Raw genomic sequence first — 20,770 nt, 5'->3', positions numbered from 1 at the left:
ACAGAACAGATTCTCAGGTATATGATCATTGTTACACTTATTTAGTAAGTTTCAATTCAAGTTGTACCTGGATATCATTTTCAGTCGAGAGCACAACGGAGTGTGGATTTTCCATTCCGAAATCTTCGAACGTTACCATCGATGTTGCCGACAACAATACTGCATTATTCTCATAAGCAGCTTTTGCGTCAAAGGTTACTTCTTTTTCAATACCTTTAACCGTAATGGTACCATTCATTTTGATATCAACCGTTTGACCGACAGGCCATTCCGCAGGTACCCCTTCAAATGAAGTCGCTGTAAATGTAGCTTGTGGATATGTAGCGACATCGAAGAAATCGGCTTGCTTCACGTGACCATCACGCTGTCCATTCCCGGAATCAATTCCGTCCATCTCGATCTGTCCTTCTGCCTTCATCTGAGCAGCATCGTCTACATTAATTGTCCAATTGCCTGTTACCTGCTCGTCCACAAAGTTAACGGTCTCCTGCGATGTGGTTACGGAGAAATATACTTTCGAACCTTCGCTGATGCTCCAGTCTCCGTTCAGTTGCTCTGCTCCAGCAGTTTCATTGGCTACAACCGTTCCTGTGCTATCTACAGCTGTGGTGGAAGTCGCTGTGCTCGCAGGAAGCACCTGCTCAATCTCCACGTTGTTCCCCAAGTAACTGTTTGTGATATAGTAACCACCGCCACCGATTACGGCAACCGCCGCTACACCTGTAATAAGCCATGCTTTTGCTTTCTTGTTCATCTCTATGTTTCCTCCAGTACATGATTGTTTAGGTTGCTTCTTGGAGTGAATCATATCAATTGAATGTGTCAGGAAGAAGTCAAGATAAGACAAGTCACATATTTTTTTCAAATCCGTAATACAGGATTGGCTTTACGCTCTGGCTCATGTAAAATCAGTACAAGTTTACAAAGCGAAAGGAGAACGGCTTTTTTGAAATCCATACTTATCGTCGAGGATGAGCAAGCTATTGCACGAGTATTGGCTGCTTATCTGAGAAAAGCAGAATTTGAAGTTCATCATGCAGCAGATGGACCGACTGCACTGACCCTTTTTGATACCGTAACGCCTTCCCTTGTATTACTTGATGTGATGCTGCCAGGAATGGACGGATGGGATCTGCTGCGGATTATTCGTGAAAAAAGTGCTTGTCCCGTGATCATGCTAACTGCACTGGATGACATTTCAGACCGTCTCAACGGACTAAATGCCGGTGCTGACGATTATATGAGCAAACCTTTTGTACCGGAAGAAGTGGTCGCCAGAGTTAATGCGGTGTTGCGCCGTAATCCACATTGGACCTCAGGTGGCGAAGAGAAGCGTTCCTTTGGAAATCTCGTCATTGATCTTGCTGCCAAGCAGGTGCTGCTGAACGGTGCAGAGGTTGCACTCACACCTCGTGACCTGTCGTTACTGTTCTTCCTGTCCGATTATCCGAATCGTACATTTACCAGGGATCACCTTATTGAACAGGTATGGGGGATGGACTACGATGGCAGTGACCGTGCTGTGGATCTATCGATTAAACGACTACGTCAAGCCCTCTCCCACTGGTCGCCAGAGACGGGAGAAATTCGGACGTTGCGAGGAATGGGGTATCAATTTTGGATCGCCAACTGAAACAGAAGAAACCCAAACGCACGATATCCATTCTGTCACACTGGACACTGCGATATTTTCTCATTTTATGCATTGGTTTCACGATTATTGTGGCAGGGGCACTCTACTGGATTCGGACAACTTCCATTGAGAAAAGCCTCAAAACCGCAGAACTGCTTGGGCTGGAGATTGCCGATCGAGTGACCAGTGAAAATAATATGCTTCGGGTTCCACCCGATCTGGACAGACTGGTAACCAAGCGAGAGAAACTATTCAACACAGATAATTATTTTTGTGTCATGATCTTGGACAACAACAATCAATTGATCTTTTCCCAGCCTAAAATGGAGCAAAAAGATGTGCATTATCGACTGTCAGACGATTATCTTGAACCTCGAAACAACAAATATGCAGGTGTAACGGTCAACATATCCGAGGGCGATCAAACCTTGGGTAAAGTGTGGGTCATGCAGTCCAAACAATCCATTACATTTGGTCCAGAGACGATATGGCTCGTGGCTCTAATCCTCGGAGGACTAATCCTCTGTGGATGGTTTACAATCTATCTCCTGTCCAAAAAGTTATCCAGACCGATTCGTCAGGTCGCCTATGCCGCTGAACAGATTCGAGGTGGCAATTATGATGTGAGTCTTGACTTGAATACACGAGAACGTGAGATTAATGAACTTGTAAATTCATTTCGCGATATGGCCACTCGTCTCCAACAACTTGAAGAATGGCGTACACTTTCGCTGGCAGGGGTAAGTCATGAACTCAAGACACCGGTAACTTCCATCAAGGGGCTCGTTATGGCAGTACGTGACGATGTCGTAAGTCCACAGGAAGGTAAAGAATTTTTGGATATCGCTTTGAAGGAATCTGAACGCATGGAGCGAATGGTCGCAGATTTGCTTGACTATAACGCCATGGCTGCAGGAAGTGTTACCGTTCGCAAGGAACGGACGGATCTGAAACTGTTGGTCGGTGAGATCATCTATCAGTGGAAGATTGCGTATGAGGACAAAATGCCAGAGGTTCAGCTGCACGCCCCTCCAATTAACTTTTTTACCATGGGGGATGCTCTCCGCATTCAGCAGATCATTGTCAATTTGCTTAATAACGCACTTCATGCCACAGCTCCTGAACAGAAAACTGTCTTCGACATTTATCTAAGTACAGAAGAACAGATGCTGTACGTTGATGTTAAAGACTACGGCACAGGCATCGCAGCCGAAGAACAACCCAAAATTTTCGAACGGTTCTATCGTGGAGAACTCAAAAAACGTCGTAACCGCGGCCTGGGTCTAGGATTAACATATAGCCGCCTACTCGCTCAGGAACAGGGCGGTGAACTGACACTTGTCTCCAGCAGCCCGGAAGGCAGCATGTTCAGATTAAGCCTGCCACGCTGGACTGCAACACAAGAAGCCATGAATACAGAAAAAGCATACGGAGCAGCCGTTAAAGTATAATGCACCTTGCTAACATGACAATTAGCCCAGAACTCCATTCAGGAGACTGGGCTAGTTCAACGTTGTTCTTTGTTGCTTTATCCAGAACGGAAGCAATCAACACTCTAATACACGTGGTCTGTATTCATCGTAAGCATCCGAGATCAGTTGCTTATGAAGTGCACTACTGGCAATGATTGCTTTCCGCTTTGCTTTCAGAACGATCTGCTCTATATCCGCATAACTGCACCCAGTCAAGCGTTCACATATGTAATCTTCCAGCCGAGTCTCCTGTTCAAATGCCCCTACCAATTTGCTGATATACAATTTGCGACTCGAATCATCAGGCATACCGTAGGTCATCTTCGTATCAAACCGCCGCCAGATGGCGTGATCCAGCTGGGTTTCCAGATTCGTCGCAGCCACCAGAATACTGTCCCCATCGAATTCGTCCAGACATTGCAACAACGTATTGACGACACGAGCCATCTCTTTCACTTCATCATTGCTCTCACGTGTCCGGCCTATGGCATCAAATTCATCCAGAAATAACACACAGGGATTCATTCGTGCATATTCGAATAACTTACGTATGTTACTCCCCGTCTCACCAAGATGGCTATGAATGATCGCATCTAATCTCACAAGAACCAATGGCAGATCAAGGCGCTCCGCCAGATGTGATGCCGTTAATGTTTTTCCCGTACCGGGAGGCCCGAACATGACCATTTTGTTGGGGATTGATACATCATGCTCTCTGAACTTCTCCTTCATGCCCAGAATGGTGACAAATTCATTAATGATGCGTTCATTTTCAGCGGAAAATACAATATGCTGGGCTTTGCGTCTACACTCTTTTGGCGTGTAAAAAGCAGCCATATCGATCCCTTTCGCGCGGGGAATCCGATTCATGTGATTTATTTTGCTCATGTATACACATGCTCCTTCATTTATGGTTTCGTGTAACTGTTTAGTTCAATTTATATAGAATCAATTAGACTATTAATCGTAATTATTACTATTAAATAATAACATACTACTGCCTTTTTGCAAATATAACCACAGCACGTCCACTATTTTGCCACAGAAGGGGGCATTTGGTTGCAAGCTTCAATTAAATTTGCTATTCTAAGTATGCATCGTTGTGTATAACGCAAAAAAGCCCTCCGAATTTCACGAGAGCAAAAATTTTCCATATTAACAAGCGGCAACTTGTTATATCCGGATTCTTTATACCAACGACTGTAATCCAATTAAAGTGAGGTTAACAATCATGGCAAAAGACGTATTGTGTGAAGTTAATTCCTGTCGTCACTGGGCTCAAGAGAACAAATGTAACGCTTCTTCGATCTACATTGTGAGTCACAGTTCCAAAGAAGCAAGTCAGTCTGCTGAAACAGACTGCAAGACTTTTGAAGTAAAATAAGTAATTTCAATTGATCCACTTAAAGGAGCCCTTACCGGTTCCTTTTTTCTTTGTCTATTGTAACAAGAATGATAATTATTATCAAGCCCTATTCTGTAAAAATCCTTCTCACCTCTTCAATGCACATTGGACAGATGACCTACGTACACTACGTAAGAAGTCAGTATGCCCATGAACGATTAGAACCAAGAGGTGAATAACAATGCCTGTTAAAAGTGGCACACAGTATCGCGAACGAATTGATGCACAGTCCGTCCCTTGCTGGTACAAAGGTAACCTTATTACTGGAAAACGCTCTGAACATGTAGCATTTGCAGGTTTAATGGAGACTCAGATGTACATGTATGATCTACAATCTGATCCTAAATTTGCAGAAACGATGACGTATGCCTCCCCGGCAGACGGCAAACCTGTGGGCATATCCTTCCTGCCTCCAACCAGTGCCGACGACCTCCGTAAACGACGGGAAGGGATGAATATCTGGGCAAATGTGCATCATGGCTTTCTTGGTCGCTCACCCGATTACATGAATACAGCCATAATGTCCTTTTACACAGGTGCCGATCTCCTGAAAGAATTATCTCCCCAGTATGCAGAAAATCTCAAGAATTATTATGCGTACTGCCGTGATCATGATATCACGTTATCCCATGCCTTCATTCAGCCATATGCCAGCAAGATCTCAGGGCAATTGGATGCTACTGAAGATGCTATTGCCGCAAAGGTCGTAGATCGCAACGAGGAAGGTCTCATTATTAGTGGTGCATTCATGATGGCTACACAAGCTGCCACTTCGGATGAGATATTTGTCTATCCGTCACCTTCTCCCGCCCCATTTGATGACGAAAATCCATTTGCATTCTCTTTTGCTGTCCCCAATGATCTTCCAGGAATCAGTCTCGTATGCAGGGATACCTACGCAGCCAAATCCCACACTAATTATCCCCTGAGTTCCAGATATGAAGAAATGGACAATATCGTCATCTTTGACCGGGTGCTCGTTCCGCATGAACGAATATTTTTTGCAGGAAGTGAGGAAATATCCTCGCGTCTCTTCAGTGGTAGTAACTTTCATATTCACGCAGGTCATCAGGTATTGTGTCGTTATATTGCCAAGACGGAATTTGTTCTCGGTACAATCCAGCTTCTCACGGATACGCTGGATCTGAATACGGAAGCACATGTTATAGAGAAATCTGCACGTGTGTTCGCAGGTCTTGAATCGTTAAAAGCATTGGCCTTGGCCGCGGAGGCAGGTGCAATACCAGACGGAAGAGGATTTGTATTACCTGCACCCAAACCATTGATGGCAGCCAATCTCCTTTTTCCGAAACTTTATCCTGAGATGATTGAAATTCTGCAGCTCTTAGGTTCGAGCGGGGTGATTATGATCCCTCAGGAAGAAGAGTTTCAATCCGATATCGCTCCTTCACTGAATATATATCTGAAAGGGAACGATATGGCTTCTCACGAACGCAACGCTCTGTTCCGCCTAATCTGGGAGCTTGGATCTGGTTCATTCGGGGGCAGACAGACCCAATTCGAACGATTCTTTTTTGGCAATGTCCTTACCGTATCCAATCGGTTGTTCTCCGTCTACAACAAAGATCAGACGAATCGTCAGCTCGTTCGTGATTTTCTATTCAACACCAGCAAATAAGAGAACTAATGAATCATTTTTTTAGACCAGATGGTCATATACCGTCATCAGTTCAGAGGCTGGTCTGCTTGCATCCATATCCCGCAATGCAGGCTGGTCTCCGTAACCGATATGGAATACCCCCTGCACCTTCTCTTCACTTGTCAAACCCATTAAATTCATAAACACAGGATGTTGTTGATAATCATTGATCTTCCAGACCGCATTCAACCCCTGTTCCGCAGCCAGAATACTAAAGCGTTTGCTCCAGGCTTTGGCCGGCAGAAGATCATCCTCACGGGCATTTCTAGGCGCCACGACAACCAGATGGGTTGGAATTGCTTCCGTGTATTGATATGTAGCCCAATCGCCGTAGCGATCAGCCAGATGGGGTGGATAGCTCTGTCTGACCGCTTCCAGATAAAGCTGTCGTCCTTCGCCTGCAAACAACATAAACCTCCAAGGTTCTGAACTCATTACATATAATGAAGGATCTGCTTCATCAAGCAACTTTCGTATAACCGACTGGGGTACTGGCAACGGACTGAATTCGCAAGTTCCTGCACGTCTCTTGCTGCTGCTTATATCTTGACTTAGACCGGTAGACATTGCAACTTCCCCTCCTCTATCTGCATGATATATCGTTATCCTTCAACTGTCTTCACATCAACCATGTTTTCTTCGGTTCAATGGCTTCCGTTCTCCAGCGATCTACCTCTTCGTGGATGCGCGCTTTATCACGCGTCGTAAACTGTTCTGACTCCACCACTTCTGCTTGCGGCATGCTGTCACGTATCAAGCGAATGTAGTCCATGGAACGGATCAGAGACTGGCGTCCAGGGATGTACCTTATTTTGCGTCCTTCCAACAAGCAGTATATCTCGATCATACCCGGTAATTTTCCGAAGGCTTCCCAGCAGAATGCACTGACCATATGCTGAAATGCCTCAACTACGTTTGGATCATGGACAACCATATATTTCTGAATAAGCAGCGAATCCCAGCCTTCTGGTTGCCAGGCCGCCTGAATTATCATCGATAAATGCATGGATAATGAAGGTAACTCCGTTCTCCACTGTTCAAAAAGAATGGCTGGATGCTTCAAATCATCGTTCATTGCAATGGCGAGTGACAATTCATCCGTAATCTTGTTCTTCACATCCCAGTAATGGAGAACAGATTCGAAACCATCCGTCTTTCTGGGCCACCACTTCTCAAGTAAATACTGTACGGGTACCTCTTTACGAACATCGGGGTCGAGACTGTAAAAAGCATTGACCGCATGGCTCACCGCATATTGTACACGGTGCCTCCATTGAAGTGGAAGACGCTGCTCAGACACTGGTTCAGGGCGGATGAATCGATGTGGGCTGCGCAGCATTTCTTCCAATCTGTAATCTTCAAGCAGACGTCCAGGAAGATCATTCCTTCCGACTGGCATCGCTGCCTGAACATTATGTCTTAACATGATCTTTAGGACACCTGTAATCCGGCAGTAGCGAAGCGTTTGCCAAAGTCACGGCATGTTTCTTTCTCCTGCTCAATCGGACTATATTCAATTTTCAACATCTCTGGAGATACCTCCGCCCCACGCTCCTGCAGCTTGGCAGCCGCCAGATCAACTGCACCGCAGAACTGCTCATACGAGGTGTCACCACTACCAAACACCGCAGCTCTCTTACCACTCAGGTCAAGCTCATCCAGCTCCTCATAGAAATCAAGGAATTCATCTGGCAACTCCCCGTCTCCCCAGGTGTACACACCGATCATGAATCCGTCATAGTCCAATACATCAGATGCATTACAATCCGTTACGGATTTCAGGTCTGCCTCGTGGCCTCCCTGTGTAATTCCTTCCACAATCAGTTCTGCAATTTCTTCTGTATTTCCTGTCATGCTCGCATAAGCCACTAACAATTTAGCCATCTATTTTTCCCTCACTTTATTTGATCATGTTATATTCTCTCTATGAAGAAAGAATGAATTTTTGATTAACAAAATCATATGTGATAATGATTATCATTGTCAAATTAAATTTTTGGTTATCTTTGTTTTTCAGTATATGGCGCACTCCCGTCCCCCAACTGGCGTCCAAGCCCTTTTTTGTTGTACAATAGTATCCAAATGACTTTTGAAGGATGGATAAATCATTATGTACGTAGCTAAGAATTGGAAGGACTATGAAGTAATCGATACAGGAGGCGGCGAGAAACTGGAGCGTTGGGGAGATGTGATTTTACGCAGACCCGATCCACAGATTATCTGGCCCCTTGAGCAAGAAACCAATGAATGGCGTCAGGTGCATGGTCACTATCATCGCAGCTCTTCCGGTGGCGGTAACTGGGATATGAAAAAGCCCATTCCCGAGCGTTGGACGATCGGATACGAAAACCTGAAATTCCACATTAAACCTACCAGCTTTAAGCACACTGGTCTGTTCCCTGAACAAGCCGCCAACTGGAGCTGGATGATGGACAAAATCTCCAATGCAGGACGCCCTATTTCTGTCTTGAACCTGTTTGCCTATACAGGCGGAGCAACGGTAGCTGCTGCTTATGCAGGCGCATCTGTTGTGCATGTGGATGCAGCTAAAGGCATGGTTCAATGGGCCAAGGAAAATGTTCAATTATCCGGACTGGCTGATCGCCCTGTTCGTTTTATTACAGATGATGTATTCAAATTTGTACAACGGGAACAACGTCGCGGAAATCGTTACGACGCCATTATTATGGACCCTCCTTCATATGGCCGTGGCCCTAATGGAGAGACATGGAAACTGGAAGAGAACCTATATCCTTTCCTGAAGTCATGTATGACGATCTTGTCGGATAATCCATTATTCATGCTGGTTAACTCCTACACTACGGGCATTTCCTCTACGGTTCTGCGCAACATGTTGACCATGACGATGTCTGCTCAGTACGGTGGTGAAATTACTGCAGGTGAAATTGGTCTGCCGATCACACGTAGTGGTCTTGATCTGCCTTGTGGTATTCTGGGCCGTTGGGAGTCTTAATCATGTCAGAACATCGGCATGATCACGATGCAATTCCGATTCTGTTCGAAGACAACCATCTGTTAGGCATTACGAAGCCGGTCAATGTACCTACACAGGAAGATTCATCAGGTGATCCGGATTTGCTTACATTGCTGAAGCAGGATCTGAAAGAACGATACAACAAACCTGGCAATGTTTATCTCGGGTTAGTACACCGACTTGATCGTCCTGTTGGAGGGGCAATGATTTTTGCCAAGACTTCTAAAGCAGCTTCGAGATTGTCCGAGACTGTGCGGGGACGTCATTTCCGTAAAATATATGCGGCTGTTGTACACGGCAATTTGCCTGCACAGCAGGGAACGTTAAAACACACGCTCCTGAAAGATGCACGTACAAATACCGTTACTGTTGTACCTAAAGGTACGGCTGGCGGTAAGGATGCCGTTCTGGATTACCGTGTTATCGGCGAGACAGACCGTTACAGCCTCGTCCATATCGAACTGCACACCGGCAGATCTCATCAGATTCGAGTGCAAATGAAAGAAATCGGCTGCCCTCTGTACGGGGATCAGAAGTACGGCGCAAGCGTGAATAAACCCGGGCAACAGATTGCTCTATGGTCTGCGATTGCTGCTTTTCCTCATCCAGTTACTAAGGAAGAAGTTATTCTGCAATCTTTGCCTGCAAGAGAATTCCCCTGGGCAGAATGGCCAGACGCTGTGTACCAAAAAGCTTTTGGACAATCTCAATAAATACGTGTTCAAAAAGACTGGTTTTCAATACCGATAAGATGGGATCAAAAGCGGTTTTATCGAACAACCTCTATAAGTGCACAGGATCAGGTTACATCTGTCCATACAACGTGTCGTTCAGATTCTGTATCTGAACGACACGTTTTCTTATATTTTCAGCTGCATAACTAAAATACAGAGAGGAGACATCATGATGACCCCGTTTACCAAACAAGTCGTTGCGATCATCGCGGCGATTCCCGAAGGTAAAGTGATGACTTACGGTCAGATTGCAGCCCATGCCGGGAGTCCAAGAGCCGCGAGACAAGTCGTACGTATTCTGCACTCGATGAGCCGCAAGGAACGTCTGCCCTGGCACCGTGTCGTCAATGCAAAAGGAGAAATCTCCATACCGGACGAACACTCGCGCATGATGCAGGAAACAGAACTGATTAGCGAAGGTGTGGAGTTTCAACTAAACGGAACCATTAATCTCAAACAGTTCGGTCATGAGCCCGATCCTGTATTTCTTATCGATCCAACGATCCAGCCCGAATAATAAAGTACTCTCCTCCTATCGCGCACACCAAAAAAAGAGAACTCAGGCAGTTAGGGTTACCCCTTCGACTGTTAGAGTTCTCTTTTTGGTTTTATCTGATATTCGTTATGCTGTAGCCGTCGCTTTTTCCTGTTCTACAGTAACAGGCTCAACAGCTGGCTTTGTTTTCCGAATAAAGAACGCCATGATCAAAGCAACCACGGTCATTCCAGTAGCCACGATGAATGCATAGTTAACACCGTAAATCGTTGCATCTGCTGTAGCTGCTAACATCGCTGTCTTATTATTAGGGTCAACTTGGCCAGCAGCCACTGCATCCGCCAGATGTGTTTTGAGCTTACTACTCATGATAGTAACCAGAATGGCTGTACCGATCGCACCGGCAACTGTACGCAATGTATTGGACATCGCTGTACCATGCGCGTTCAGACGTTGAGGCAATTGATTCAGACCTGCTGTCTGGATTGGCATCATCAGCATCGACATACCGAACATACGAGCCGTGTAGATAAACATCATGTAGCCGTAGGTAGTATCGATTGCCAGGCGACTCAGTCCAAAAGTTGTAATTGCCGTAATGGCAAGACCTGCAACCGAAAGCCAGCGTGCGCCCACTTTATCAAATATGCGACCTGTAATTGGAGACATAATCCCCATCAATATCGCACCGGGCATCATCAGAAGTCCTGATTCAATTGGTGAGAATCCACGAATGTTTTGCAGGAAAATAGGGAGCAGGATCATACCAGCAAACATCGCCATTGTCACGAGCATATTGATAATCGTTGTTAATGTGTACATGTTGTACTTGAAAATACGGAACTCAAGGAGCGGATGATCTGTTGTCAGTTGACGAATAACGAACAGAATCAGGGATATCGCACCTACGACGAGACATCCAATGACAATTGCACTGCCCCATCCATCGGTACCCGCATCACTGAATCCGTAGAGCAAACTACCAAAACCAAGTGTAGATAAAATAACGCCTGGATAATCCAGTTTAGGTCTGGACTGACGTGTTACGTTTTTGACAAAAGCAATACCAATTGCCGTTGCAATAATAGAGAATGGCAAGATGATGTAGAACAACAATCTCCAGGAATAATGCTCAACCACATAACCTGAAAGTGTAGGCCCAATCGCAGGAGCCAGAATCATCGCAATCCCCATGGTTCCCATGGCCTGACCGCGTTTCTCAATTGGGAAGATGGTCAGGAATACAACGGTCATCAGAGGCATCAGGATACCTGCACCTGCCGCTTGAATGACACGACCTACCATCAGAATGGTGAAGGTTGGACTAAGACCACAGACTAACGTTCCTATGGTAAATAGAGTCATGGCTGTAATGAAAATTTGACGCGTTGAAAATTTGGCAATCAGATATGCCGTAATTGGAATCAGCACACCGTTCACAAGCATATAACCCGTAGTTAACCATTGGGCTTTGTTTGGCCCGATGCCGAGGTCATCCATGATTTTAGGAAGCGCTACGTTCATCAGGGTTTGGTTCAGGAATGCCACAAAGGCACCAATTAACAATGCCGCTACAATCGGGCCTTTCTTGATGTTGTCCATCGCTGAGGATGGAGCTGCAGCAGTAGTCGTACTCATATGTTGTTCATCTCTCTTCCTTCTAACTTTTCAATCATTTGACTATGAATTCTAAGTAGGTGCTCAAGGTCTTCCTTCGATATATCCAGAATGGGTGACACTCTTTCCATCCACAAATGGTGCGTTTCCTGTTGGGCCTGTTCCCCTTTATCCGTAATCTGAAGCTTAACGGATCGGCGGTCAGCATCCGAACGTGTCCGAACGATATACTCGCCTTTGACGAGCCGCTCCACAACAGCGCTCATGGAACTACTGCCCATATGGCATAGCTCAGCCACTTCATTGATGCCAATGGAAGGACGCTCCCTCAGGATGGATAACACCATAAACTGGATCGAAGTCAGCTCGATCTCCTTGTTTTCATTCCAAAATGCTCGAAAAAGCATTTGATTCACTTGGCGGAACGAATTAATAATATAGAATACTTCATACGTATCAGTCATTGTTTCACCCTTTTACTTTTGGAATATAATATTTCGTACACGAAATATCAGGGGAACAATTATTTATTATAACAAAAATATTTACATAGTCAACTCTTTACATATGAATTCACAAAAATAATATTAGGACATACTAACTGTGTTACATCCATGCCTTTACCCAACTAACCTGGACACAGTGTGTAGCATATGTAATTTGTAAATAAAATAACCATAGGGCTCCTGCATGAAACGAGCAGGCATTCCTATGGTTATTCAGAAGAATCAGCATGGTATCATACCGAAGTAGATAAGGCAGGCTCTTTGGTCTTGGGTGTTGTCATTTTGCCTAACAGATATACCAGCAATTGTTGATTGTGCATCGAAATGTTACTGAGAACAGAGTTCATGAATTCATTACGGATGGTAATTCCCCGCTCTGTCTCCATTCTTCCTTTCTCTGATAGAGATACCCACACAATGCGTCGATCCTGATTATCCCGATTCCTGCGAATCAGATCATTCTTCTCCATTCGATCGAGCAGCATGGTTACAGCAGCTGGCGTAGTTGACAGATAAGGAATCAGATCCGAAGGTTTCATCTTCTGATGGTCTTCAAGTACCTCCAAAACAGCCAGCTGAGCCTCCGTTAATGAGGGTGCCAGCTCTTGATCCATATGCAATTTATAATCTTTGGTCAACCTGGACCAGCACTTGGCAAAATCGGAATTATACATCTTCCATCGCTCCTCTCTGCAACCGGTTATCACTTCACCTGCTTAAGTTTTCGCGCTCCAAAGCCGCATTCCTGCTGCCTTTTTTCAATTTCCTAGCGATCGACCGTAATCGACGAAGGTTGTTAAACTTCGCATGAATGCCCTCTTCTAATCCGCCTTCGAACAACAAAAAAAGACTCCTCGCATGACAGGATTAGCTGTTCTGCGAAAAGTCTCGTTTGTTTGTTTTTATGAAGATGATGCTGGTTGATTCTCATTGAAATCCCTTAGAAGTTCAACGATCTCGTCTTGTTTGTCCACATGAACGATTAGCTTGCCAATATGTTTGCGCTCTGTAATCGGAACACCTTCCGAAGAGATCGGGAACACTTGGCCTTCTTTGGTCATTACAGTGATCTTACGTTGCTCTTTGCAATAAAACGCTCCGACAATACGGCTACCATTCGGTTTCACACGTTTGCCTTCTTTGAACTCAAATGTGGCAAGCCCTTTGCCTCCACGGCTCTGTATAGCGTAATCCAGAAGTAATGATCGTTTACCATATCCCAGATCGGACAACACGGCAACTTCACCTTCATCTCCTTCTACCCATAAAGCCAGTACAACTTCATCTGTATCTCTTAACTGAATACCACGAACACCACCGGATACACGTCCCATTGGATTAACCTCATCCTCTCGGAAACGAATCGCCATGGCTTCTTTTGTAATCAACATAATATCTTGACCACCTGTACTTAAATGTACAGATAACACTTCATCGTCCTTGCCCACTTTACAAGCCGCAACTGCACCGGAACGTTTGGTAACGTAATCCTTCAGCTCCGTTCGTTTCACCTGTCCTCTTCGCGTAACGAAGACCAGACTGTGATTTGGCTCTTCAAAGGATTTTACAGCAAGCACACTTGCAATACGGTCATCTTTCGCAAGAGGAATGACATTCACAATGGCTGTGCCTGGATCTTTCCACTTGAATTCAGGTACCTGGTGAACAGGTAACAGGAAGTACTGACCTTTCCTCGTAAAGACAAGCAAGTTCTCAAGCGTATTTACTTCCAGAACCTGAGCGATATAATCGCCGTCTTTCACACCACTTCCGCTCCGTTCACCACCAGAACGTGTAAAGGACTGCATGCCTGTACGTTTCACATATCCCTCTTTGGATAACGTAACAAATACATCTTCCGCATTCACAAGTACTTCGAGATTAACCTTAAGTTCTTCCACTTCACCCTGGATCGCAGAACGACGGTCTATGCCATATTTCTCACGAATCTCCATCAATTCCTTGCGGATGACTCCGATGAGTTTGCGGTCACTATCCAGAATGGATTGTAATTGTGCAATCTTTTTCATCAGTTCACCGAGTTCCTTCTCCAGAGAATTGATCTCCAGATTCGTCAAACGGTACAATTGCAACGTAAGGATGGAATCTGCTTGGCGTTCCGTGAATCCAAACATCCACATCAGGTTGTTTTGGGCATCCTGACGGTTCTTCGACGCTTTGATGGCCGCAATGACCTCATCAAGGATGTTAAGTGCTTTTACCAAGCCCTCGAGCACATGCGCACGGTCTTGCGCCTTCTCCAGCTCAAACCGGGTACGGAAGGTTACAACCTCCCGCTGATGGGCAATGTAAGCCTCGAGGATCGATTTCAATCCTAATTGATGAGGTGCTTTATTCACAATCGCAACCATATTGAAATTATAGGTGACCTGCAGGTCGGTTTTCTTCAGCAAATAAGCCAAAATACCTTGTGCGTCCGCTTCTTTTTTCAACTCAACCACGATTCGCAGACCTTCACGTCCGCTCTCATCACGCACTTCGGCAATACCTTCAACCTTCTTCTCAAGTCGGATGTTCTCCATCGCTGTAACCAGACGAGATTTCACGACCTGATAAGGAATTTCGGTAATGACGATCTGCTGTTTGCCACCGCGCATGTTTTCAATCTCGGTTTTGGACCGGATATAGATCCGTCCTTTACCTGTGCGATAAGCATCCAGAATGCCGTCACCGCCCATAATCAATCCGCCTGTTGGAAAGTCAGGACCCTTCATAAACATCATGATTTCGTCCAGCTCAATCGACGGTTTCTCCATCACAGCGATCGAAGCATCAATGACTTCACGCAAATTGTGTGGAGGAATCTCCGTTGCAAATCCGGAGGAAATACCGCTGACACCATTAACCAGCAAGTTCGGATAACGGGATGGCAATACAACCGGTTCTTTGGCCGTATTATCAAAATTATCCTTAAACAGAACCGTCCGTTTCTCGATATCGCGAAGCATCTCCATCGCGATGGGCGACAAACGGGCCTCCGTATACCGCATCGCCGCTGCCGGGTCATCATCCTGTGATCCCCAGTTACCATGACCGTCCACGAGCATATGGCCCATTTTCCATGGCTGAGCCATCCGCACCATGCCCTCATAGATGGAGGAGTCACCATGTGGATGATAATTACCCATTACGTCCCCAACGGTTTTGGCAGACTTGCGGTAAGTCTTGTCAGGCGTATTACCTGAATCGTACATGGCGTATAAAATACGCCGTTGTACTGGCTTCAACCCATCCCGGACATCCGGAATGGCTCGATCCTGAATAATATATTTGGAGTAGCGACCGAAACGGTCCCCAACGACCTCTTCGAGAAAGGCCGGCATAAATTGTTCTGATGGACTCATTCCAAGCACCTTCTATTCTTCGTACTCTGTAAAGTCGACGTTCTCTACAATCCAGCGTTTCCGCGGATCAACCTTATCACCCATGAGCGTAGATACACGACGTTCTGCTTTTGCTGCATCAACAATCTGTACCTTCAGCATCGCACGAGTTTCCGGATTCATTGTTGTCTCCCACAGTTGATCCGGATTCATCTCACCAAGACCTTTATAACGTTGAAGCTCAACATTATTACCGAATTCCTTCATATAATTAGCCAGTTCTTCATCCGTCCATGCATATCGAACACTCGCAAGCTTACCAGACTTACGAGTAAGTTTGTACAATGGCGGCTGAGCAATATATACTTTGCCTGCATCAATTAAAGGCTTCATATAACGATAAAAGAAGGTCAACAGCAACACCTGAATATGTGCGCCGTCCGTATCCGCATCGGTCATAATGATAATTTTGGAATAATTGCTGTCTTCAACTGCAAATTCGGTTCCTATGCCCGCCCCGATCGCCGCTGTAATGGCGCGGTATTCTTCATTTTTGAGAATGTCGGCCAGCTTTGATTTTTCCGGATTGAGCGGTTTTCCCTTGAGCGGCAGAATAGCCTGAATCTTCGAGTCACGTCCCTGTTTGGCAGAACCACCTGCGGAATCCCCTTCGACAATAAATAACTCATTTCGGGTAAAATCCTTTGATTGCGCCGGCGTTAGTTTGCCGTTCAGGTTGGAACTTTCGCTACGTTTCTTGCCTGTGCGCATATCATCACGTGCTTTGCGTGCTGCTTCTCTGGCTCTGGAGGCTTGGACCGCTTTGCGAATTAACGTTTGCGCTACCTGCGGGTTTTCTTCCAGGAACCGTTGAATATTCTCGGACACGACCGAATCCACTGCACTTCGAGCGGAAGCGCTGCCGAGCTGATCCTTGGTCTGACCTACGAACTCAACCTCTGACATCTTGACACTGATGACGGCCATCATACCTTCACGCAAATCATTGCCTTCAAGGTTTTTATCTTTTTCCTTGATCATGCTGGTACGGCGCGCGTAGTCATTCATTACACGAGTATACGCAGCCCTGAATCCGGTCTCATGTGTACCGCCACCCCGAGTAGAGATCGAGTTCACGAACGAAGCCAGCGTTTCGGTATAACCCGCGTTATACTGGATTGCCACTTCGACTTCAATGTCATCCTTCTCCGCATAGAAGTGAATAACATCATGCAGCACATCTTTATTTTCGTTAAGAAAAGCAACAAACTGGCTTGCTCCACCTTCATACATGTATTCATCCTGATTGCCCGAACGTTCATCCTTGAGCACAATTCTCAGACCCGAATTCAGAAAAGCAATCTCCTGAAGACGTTCTGCCAATGTATCATAATTAAATTGAATACCGCTCTGGAACACCCGAATATCCGGTTTAAATGTAACTTTTGTACCTGTCCGATTGGTATTGCCTAACACTTCGAGACCGGAGACCGGTTCACCGACATGTTCAATCCCTTTTTTGTCCTTCCAATACTCGAATCGCTGACGATGAATCTTGCCATCACGGAAAATCTCGACTTCAAGCCACTCGGACAATGCGTTAGTAACTGACGCACCTACACCGTGCAAACCGCCTGATTTTTTGTATCCTGATCCACCGAACTTTCCGCCTGCGTGCAAAATCGTAAACACGACCTGGGGAGTAGGAATCCCTGTTTTATGTATACCTGTCGGAATTCCCCTTCCGTTATCCTGAACCGTAATAGAACCGTCCTTATGCAGCGTGATATCGATTTTGGAGCAGAATTTGGCGAGATGTTCGTCGACAGCGTTGTCGACAATTTCCCATACCAAATGATGTAAACCTGAAGTGCTGGTGCTGCCGATGTACATCCCCGGCCGTTTCCGTACCGCTACCAACCCTTCAAGTACTTGAATGTCGTCCGCGTCGTAGCCTGAAGACCCCTGTCCTCCGCCTGTCGAACCTGCCGACATATCGATTTGCTCGACCATTCATGCTCCCCCTTCTTAACTTGCAACTAAAAAAATGCCTAAAATGCAAACAGATGTTTTCTTATCCTTGTCCATTTTAATTCAAGATATCCCGTTTCGTAAAGACAAGGAATGACACAATGAGTGAAGCAATGCCCCAAACACTAAGCACAATAAGGGAAAAACCTAAATTCATACCCTCGATTGGAGGTAACCCGCCAGACAAATAATTCGGAAGTTCGAGGTTAACCATGAACAAATACTTCGCGGTCTGCCAGGACGCTGCCATACTGGTCAAGATTGTTCCTGCAATCAAAGCGGCCATCATGATAACAATACTTGCAGCAGTACTGCGCACAAGCACGGATACCATAAATGCAAGCATAGCCACAATTACACTCACAAACCAGATTAGTCCTGCCTGCATAAGCATATACAGCCACTGGTCTACAGCATGCACTGCCGACATATCGACATCTGTTCCCACAACTTTGAATCCTGTGAAGATTGGCATGTTGAAGCCTTTATAACCAAAGACCGCACCCGATATGACATAACATATAATGTAGGCTGATACCACTATGATCGAAACAAACATAATCAGCGTAATTAATTTACTCAAAAGCACTTTCCAGCGTCTAACCGGACGCGTTAAAAGCATTTTAATCGTACCTGTCGTACGTTCACCAGAAACAAGATCTGAAGCAATAGCCATGATTAACAGTGGAATAAACAATCCAACCGCGTTGTTCATGAACTCCCGCGTAAAGGTGACACCGCCCGGTTCTTTGGGATTGATGTCATTCTCAAGATAATACTGCATCTGCTGGATATATACGGTTCTATATTTTTTGTACTCTTCAGGTACCCGATCGCTACCGAGCGAATTTTGATTGTCTGTGATGGCCTGTTGCAGTTCAAGACGCCAATCGCCGCCAAACTTGTCGCGATTATTCTCCGCAGATTTCATCTGGGCATACGTAAACATCGGTACGAGGACCGCAAGTACAATAAATATAATATAAAGCCGTTTTTTCTTCACCATCTTAATCGTTTCATTGCGGATCAGCGGCATGATATTACTCAATGGATTCACCTTCTGTCATTTTTAAGAATAGTTGCTCAAGCGTAGGCTGAATCCGCTGTACCCCTTCAACCTGTATACCAGCTTGAACCATCTGTTGCACCATATCAGGAATTCGATCTTCGTGCATCTCGGCAACCACAGCGTTGGGACCAAGGCCCGCAACAATGGTATCATCCATCACATCCGCAGGTCGACCTACCAGAGCAATGCCTGCATCCTGCAACATTTTTTTGCCTTGCTCCAGTGGTGAAACATGCCATATAGCCAACTTCGAATGATCTTCAATCAGTTCGCTTACACCTCCAACAGCAAGCACACGCCCAGCACTGATAATGGCTACTCTGTCACAGAGAAGCTGGATCTCACTTAACAAGTGACTGCTGACAAATACAGCCATACCTTCGCTGGCAAGTTGCTTAATAAAGACACGAAGTTCCTTAATCCCTTTTGGATCAAGACCATTTGTCGGTTCATCCAGAATAAGCAGACGCGGTCGCCCAAGCAGCGCTTGTGCAATACCGAGCCGTTGACGCATACCCAATGAGTACGTTCTGACTTTATCGTGAATCCGCTGATCCAGACGCACAATATCTACAACTTCCTGAATTCGTTCATTGTCCACACCTGGTTGCATGCGAGCGAAATGCTCCAGGTTCTCCCACCCTGTCAGATATGTATATACCTCCGGATTTTCAACAATGGAGCCTACATACTTCAAAGCACGCTCAGGGTCCCGATTCACATCATAACCACAGACTTTAATTTTTCCTTCTGTTGGTTTAATCAGATCGACCAGCATCCGTATCGTAGTTGTTTTGCCGGCACCGTTGGGACCGAGAAATCCGAAGATTTCACCAGGTTTTACGTCAAATGTAACGTCCTTAATGATCCATTTGCGTCCGATCCGCTTTTTCAGATTCTGTACGGATAGGACGGAATCATACTGCTGCTCTGCCATTTAATTTCCGCTCCCTTCTGCCGGTGTATCTGCCTGGAATTCCTGTGCAATCCGAACTGCAATTTGCTCATAACCTTGTCCGTTGGGATGGAAATGATCTGACGAGAGATACTCCCCCAGATGATTTTCAAACAAATCGAATGTAGGGACCAGTGTCATCTTGTCCTCATTGTTCAAAATAGCCAGTGCAGCATCGTTCCATGCAGCCACCACTGCATTACCTGGCTTCTCCAGTTCCTTCACATCGCCAAATGGATTGTACAACCCTATGTACGCAATCTGCGCATCGGGATTAATTTCTTTGACTTTCTTCAATATCTCTTGAAGGCGCTTCGACGTTTCCGGCAAAGCCGCTGCCAGCTGCTCTGCTGTTGGCGGATCTTCCCCCTGTAGAACTTGTCCTCCCTGGAACAAATCATTTGCGCCGATCGAGAGCAAGATAAAATTGGATTGTTGTAAGACGTAACGTACGCCTTGCTCATCGAGTTTTCCCAATAAAGCATCTGTTCTCAAACCGTTTACACCCAGATTATTAAGAACCTGAACGTCATATCCTTTATCTTTAAGCAGATTCCCTGCACGTCTCACAAAACCGAGTCCTTCATCATCGCCCGTGCCTCTTGCCAGAGAATCACCGATGACGGCCATCCGAATCTTGCCATCTTCCACGACAGCCGGTTCCCCCTCGATATCCTTAGATGGAGCAGTTGCCTCCTGGCCTGTAGTTAATGCCGAATCTCCCTCGGGGAAAATCACGTCTTTTATGGCGTAACCAAATCCAAATAACAACAACAAAGTTGCCAAGATGGATACTGTACTGACAGTTCTCCAGATCCAGGGTGCTGAATCCAGGCTTTTTTTCTTTTTCATC

20 protein-coding genes are annotated in these 20,770 nt (G+C 45.6%); 7 read left to right on the top strand and 13 right to left on the bottom strand.

Annotated features, from left to right (window positions below; all coding sequences use genetic code 11):
- Window positions 1–37 precede the first annotated feature (37 nt).
- Window positions 38–754, bottom strand: coding sequence for a YceI family protein (locus C170_RS19535; RefSeq protein WP_036613327.1), 717 nt, complete (start codon window positions 752–754; stop codon window positions 38–40).
- Between the two features lie 192 nt (window positions 755–946).
- Here C170_RS19535 and C170_RS19530 point away from each other — a divergent pair, with 192 nt between their 5' ends.
- Window positions 947–1,633, top strand: a complete 687-nt coding sequence (locus C170_RS19530) for a response regulator transcription factor (RefSeq protein WP_036613325.1) — start codon at window positions 947–949, stop codon at window positions 1,631–1,633.
- Window positions 1,618–3,084, top strand: a complete 1,467-nt coding sequence (locus C170_RS19525) for a HAMP domain-containing sensor histidine kinase (RefSeq protein ID WP_036613323.1) — start codon at window positions 1,618–1,620, stop codon at window positions 3,082–3,084. The genes C170_RS19530 and C170_RS19525 overlap by 16 nt, the downstream gene beginning before the upstream one ends.
- A gap of 96 nt (window positions 3,085–3,180) precedes the next feature.
- On the opposite strand, the gene C170_RS19520 is transcribed toward C170_RS19525, so the two are convergent.
- Window positions 3,181–3,993: an AAA family ATPase gene (locus tag C170_RS19520; RefSeq protein ID WP_036613321.1), complete on the bottom strand. Its 813-nt coding sequence runs from the start codon at window positions 3,991–3,993 to the stop codon at window positions 3,181–3,183.
- A gap of 343 nt (window positions 3,994–4,336) precedes the next feature.
- Between C170_RS19520 and C170_RS30485 the strand changes: the two genes are divergently transcribed.
- Both C170_RS30485 and C170_RS19515 read left to right on the top strand, forming a co-directional pair.
- Window positions 4,337–4,489, top strand: coding sequence for a DUF1540 domain-containing protein (locus tag C170_RS30485; protein WP_074095586.1), 153 nt, complete (start codon window positions 4,337–4,339; stop codon window positions 4,487–4,489).
- Between the two features lie 202 nt (window positions 4,490–4,691).
- Entirely contained in the window at window positions 4,692–6,149 is a 1,458-nt protein-coding gene (locus C170_RS19515; RefSeq protein WP_036613320.1) for a 4-hydroxyphenylacetate 3-hydroxylase family protein, read from the top strand.
- 21 nt (window positions 6,150–6,170) lie between these two features.
- On the opposite strand, the gene C170_RS19510 is transcribed toward C170_RS19515, so the two are convergent.
- The 3 genes from C170_RS19510 to C170_RS19500 are packed head-to-tail and all read right to left on the bottom strand — an operon-like array spanning window position 6,171 to window position 8,054.
- Entirely contained in the window at window positions 6,171–6,737 is a 567-nt protein-coding gene (locus C170_RS19510; protein WP_036613319.1) for a nitroreductase family protein, read from the bottom strand.
- Window positions 6,738–6,789: 52 nt separating this feature from the next.
- Window positions 6,790–7,596 (bottom strand): hypothetical protein, encoded by an 807-nt coding sequence (locus C170_RS19505; RefSeq protein ID WP_051447301.1) that lies wholly within the window; start codon window positions 7,594–7,596, stop codon window positions 6,790–6,792.
- Window positions 7,597–7,601: 5 nt separating this feature from the next.
- Entirely contained in the window at window positions 7,602–8,054 is a 453-nt protein-coding gene (locus C170_RS19500) for a flavodoxin (protein ID WP_036613318.1), read from the bottom strand.
- Between the two features lie 226 nt (window positions 8,055–8,280).
- On the opposite strand from C170_RS19500, the gene C170_RS19495 reads away from it, so the two are divergent.
- The 3 genes from C170_RS19495 (at window position 8,281) to C170_RS19485 (ending at window position 10,416) form a co-directional block, all read left to right on the top strand.
- The gene (locus tag C170_RS19495; RefSeq protein WP_036613317.1) at window positions 8,281–9,144 is read left to right on the top strand and encodes a class I SAM-dependent methyltransferase; all 864 of its coding nucleotides are present in this window, start codon (window positions 8,281–8,283) and stop codon (window positions 9,142–9,144) included.
- Between the two features lie 2 nt (window positions 9,145–9,146).
- A complete protein-coding gene (locus C170_RS19490; protein ID WP_036613315.1) occupies window positions 9,147–9,878 on the top strand; it encodes an RluA family pseudouridine synthase in 732 nt (243 codons plus the stop codon).
- Window positions 9,879–10,071: 193 nt separating this feature from the next.
- Window positions 10,072–10,416, top strand: coding sequence for an MGMT family protein (locus tag C170_RS19485; RefSeq protein WP_036613313.1), 345 nt, complete (start codon window positions 10,072–10,074; stop codon window positions 10,414–10,416).
- 105 nt (window positions 10,417–10,521) lie between these two features.
- Here C170_RS19485 and C170_RS19480 read toward each other — a convergent pair whose 3' ends face one another.
- The 8 genes from C170_RS19480 to C170_RS19445 form a co-directional block, all read right to left on the bottom strand.
- Complete coding sequence (locus C170_RS19480; protein WP_036613311.1) at window positions 10,522–12,033, bottom strand: DHA2 family efflux MFS transporter permease subunit; 1,512 nt, start codon at window positions 12,031–12,033, stop codon at window positions 10,522–10,524.
- A complete protein-coding gene (locus C170_RS19475) occupies window positions 12,030–12,476 on the bottom strand; it encodes a MarR family winged helix-turn-helix transcriptional regulator (RefSeq protein WP_036613308.1) in 447 nt (148 codons plus the stop codon). Before C170_RS19475 ends, C170_RS19480 begins: the two co-directional genes overlap by 4 nt.
- Before the next feature lie 275 nt (window positions 12,477–12,751).
- Complete coding sequence (locus C170_RS19470) at window positions 12,752–13,192, bottom strand: MarR family winged helix-turn-helix transcriptional regulator (RefSeq protein WP_036613306.1); 441 nt, start codon at window positions 13,190–13,192, stop codon at window positions 12,752–12,754.
- Window positions 13,193–13,420: 228 nt separating this feature from the next.
- On the bottom strand, window positions 13,421–15,883 hold the full coding sequence (gyrA, locus tag C170_RS19465; protein ID WP_036613303.1) for a DNA gyrase subunit A: 2,463 nt from the start codon (window positions 15,881–15,883) through the stop codon (window positions 13,421–13,423).
- Between the two features lie 12 nt (window positions 15,884–15,895).
- A complete protein-coding gene (parE, locus tag C170_RS19460; protein ID WP_036613300.1) occupies window positions 15,896–17,875 on the bottom strand; it encodes a DNA topoisomerase IV subunit B in 1,980 nt (659 codons plus the stop codon).
- Window positions 17,876–17,951: 76 nt separating this feature from the next.
- Window positions 17,952–18,941 (bottom strand): ABC transporter permease, encoded by a 990-nt coding sequence (locus C170_RS19455; protein WP_036613298.1) that lies wholly within the window; start codon window positions 18,939–18,941, stop codon window positions 17,952–17,954.
- The gene (locus C170_RS19450; protein ID WP_036613296.1) at window positions 18,934–19,899 is read right to left on the bottom strand and encodes an ABC transporter ATP-binding protein; all 966 of its coding nucleotides are present in this window, start codon (window positions 19,897–19,899) and stop codon (window positions 18,934–18,936) included. The genes C170_RS19455 and C170_RS19450 overlap by 8 nt, the downstream gene beginning before the upstream one ends.
- On the bottom strand, window positions 19,900–20,770 hold an 871-nt coding region (locus C170_RS19445; protein ID WP_036613293.1), incomplete at its 5' end, for a GDSL-type esterase/lipase family protein.

This window comes from Paenibacillus sp. FSL H7-689, from assembly GCF_000517905.1.
In the GTDB taxonomy this organism is placed as follows: Bacteria; Bacillota; Bacilli; order Paenibacillales; family Paenibacillaceae; genus Paenibacillus; species Paenibacillus amylolyticus.
This window is presented reverse-complemented; position numbering and strand designations above follow the sequence as displayed.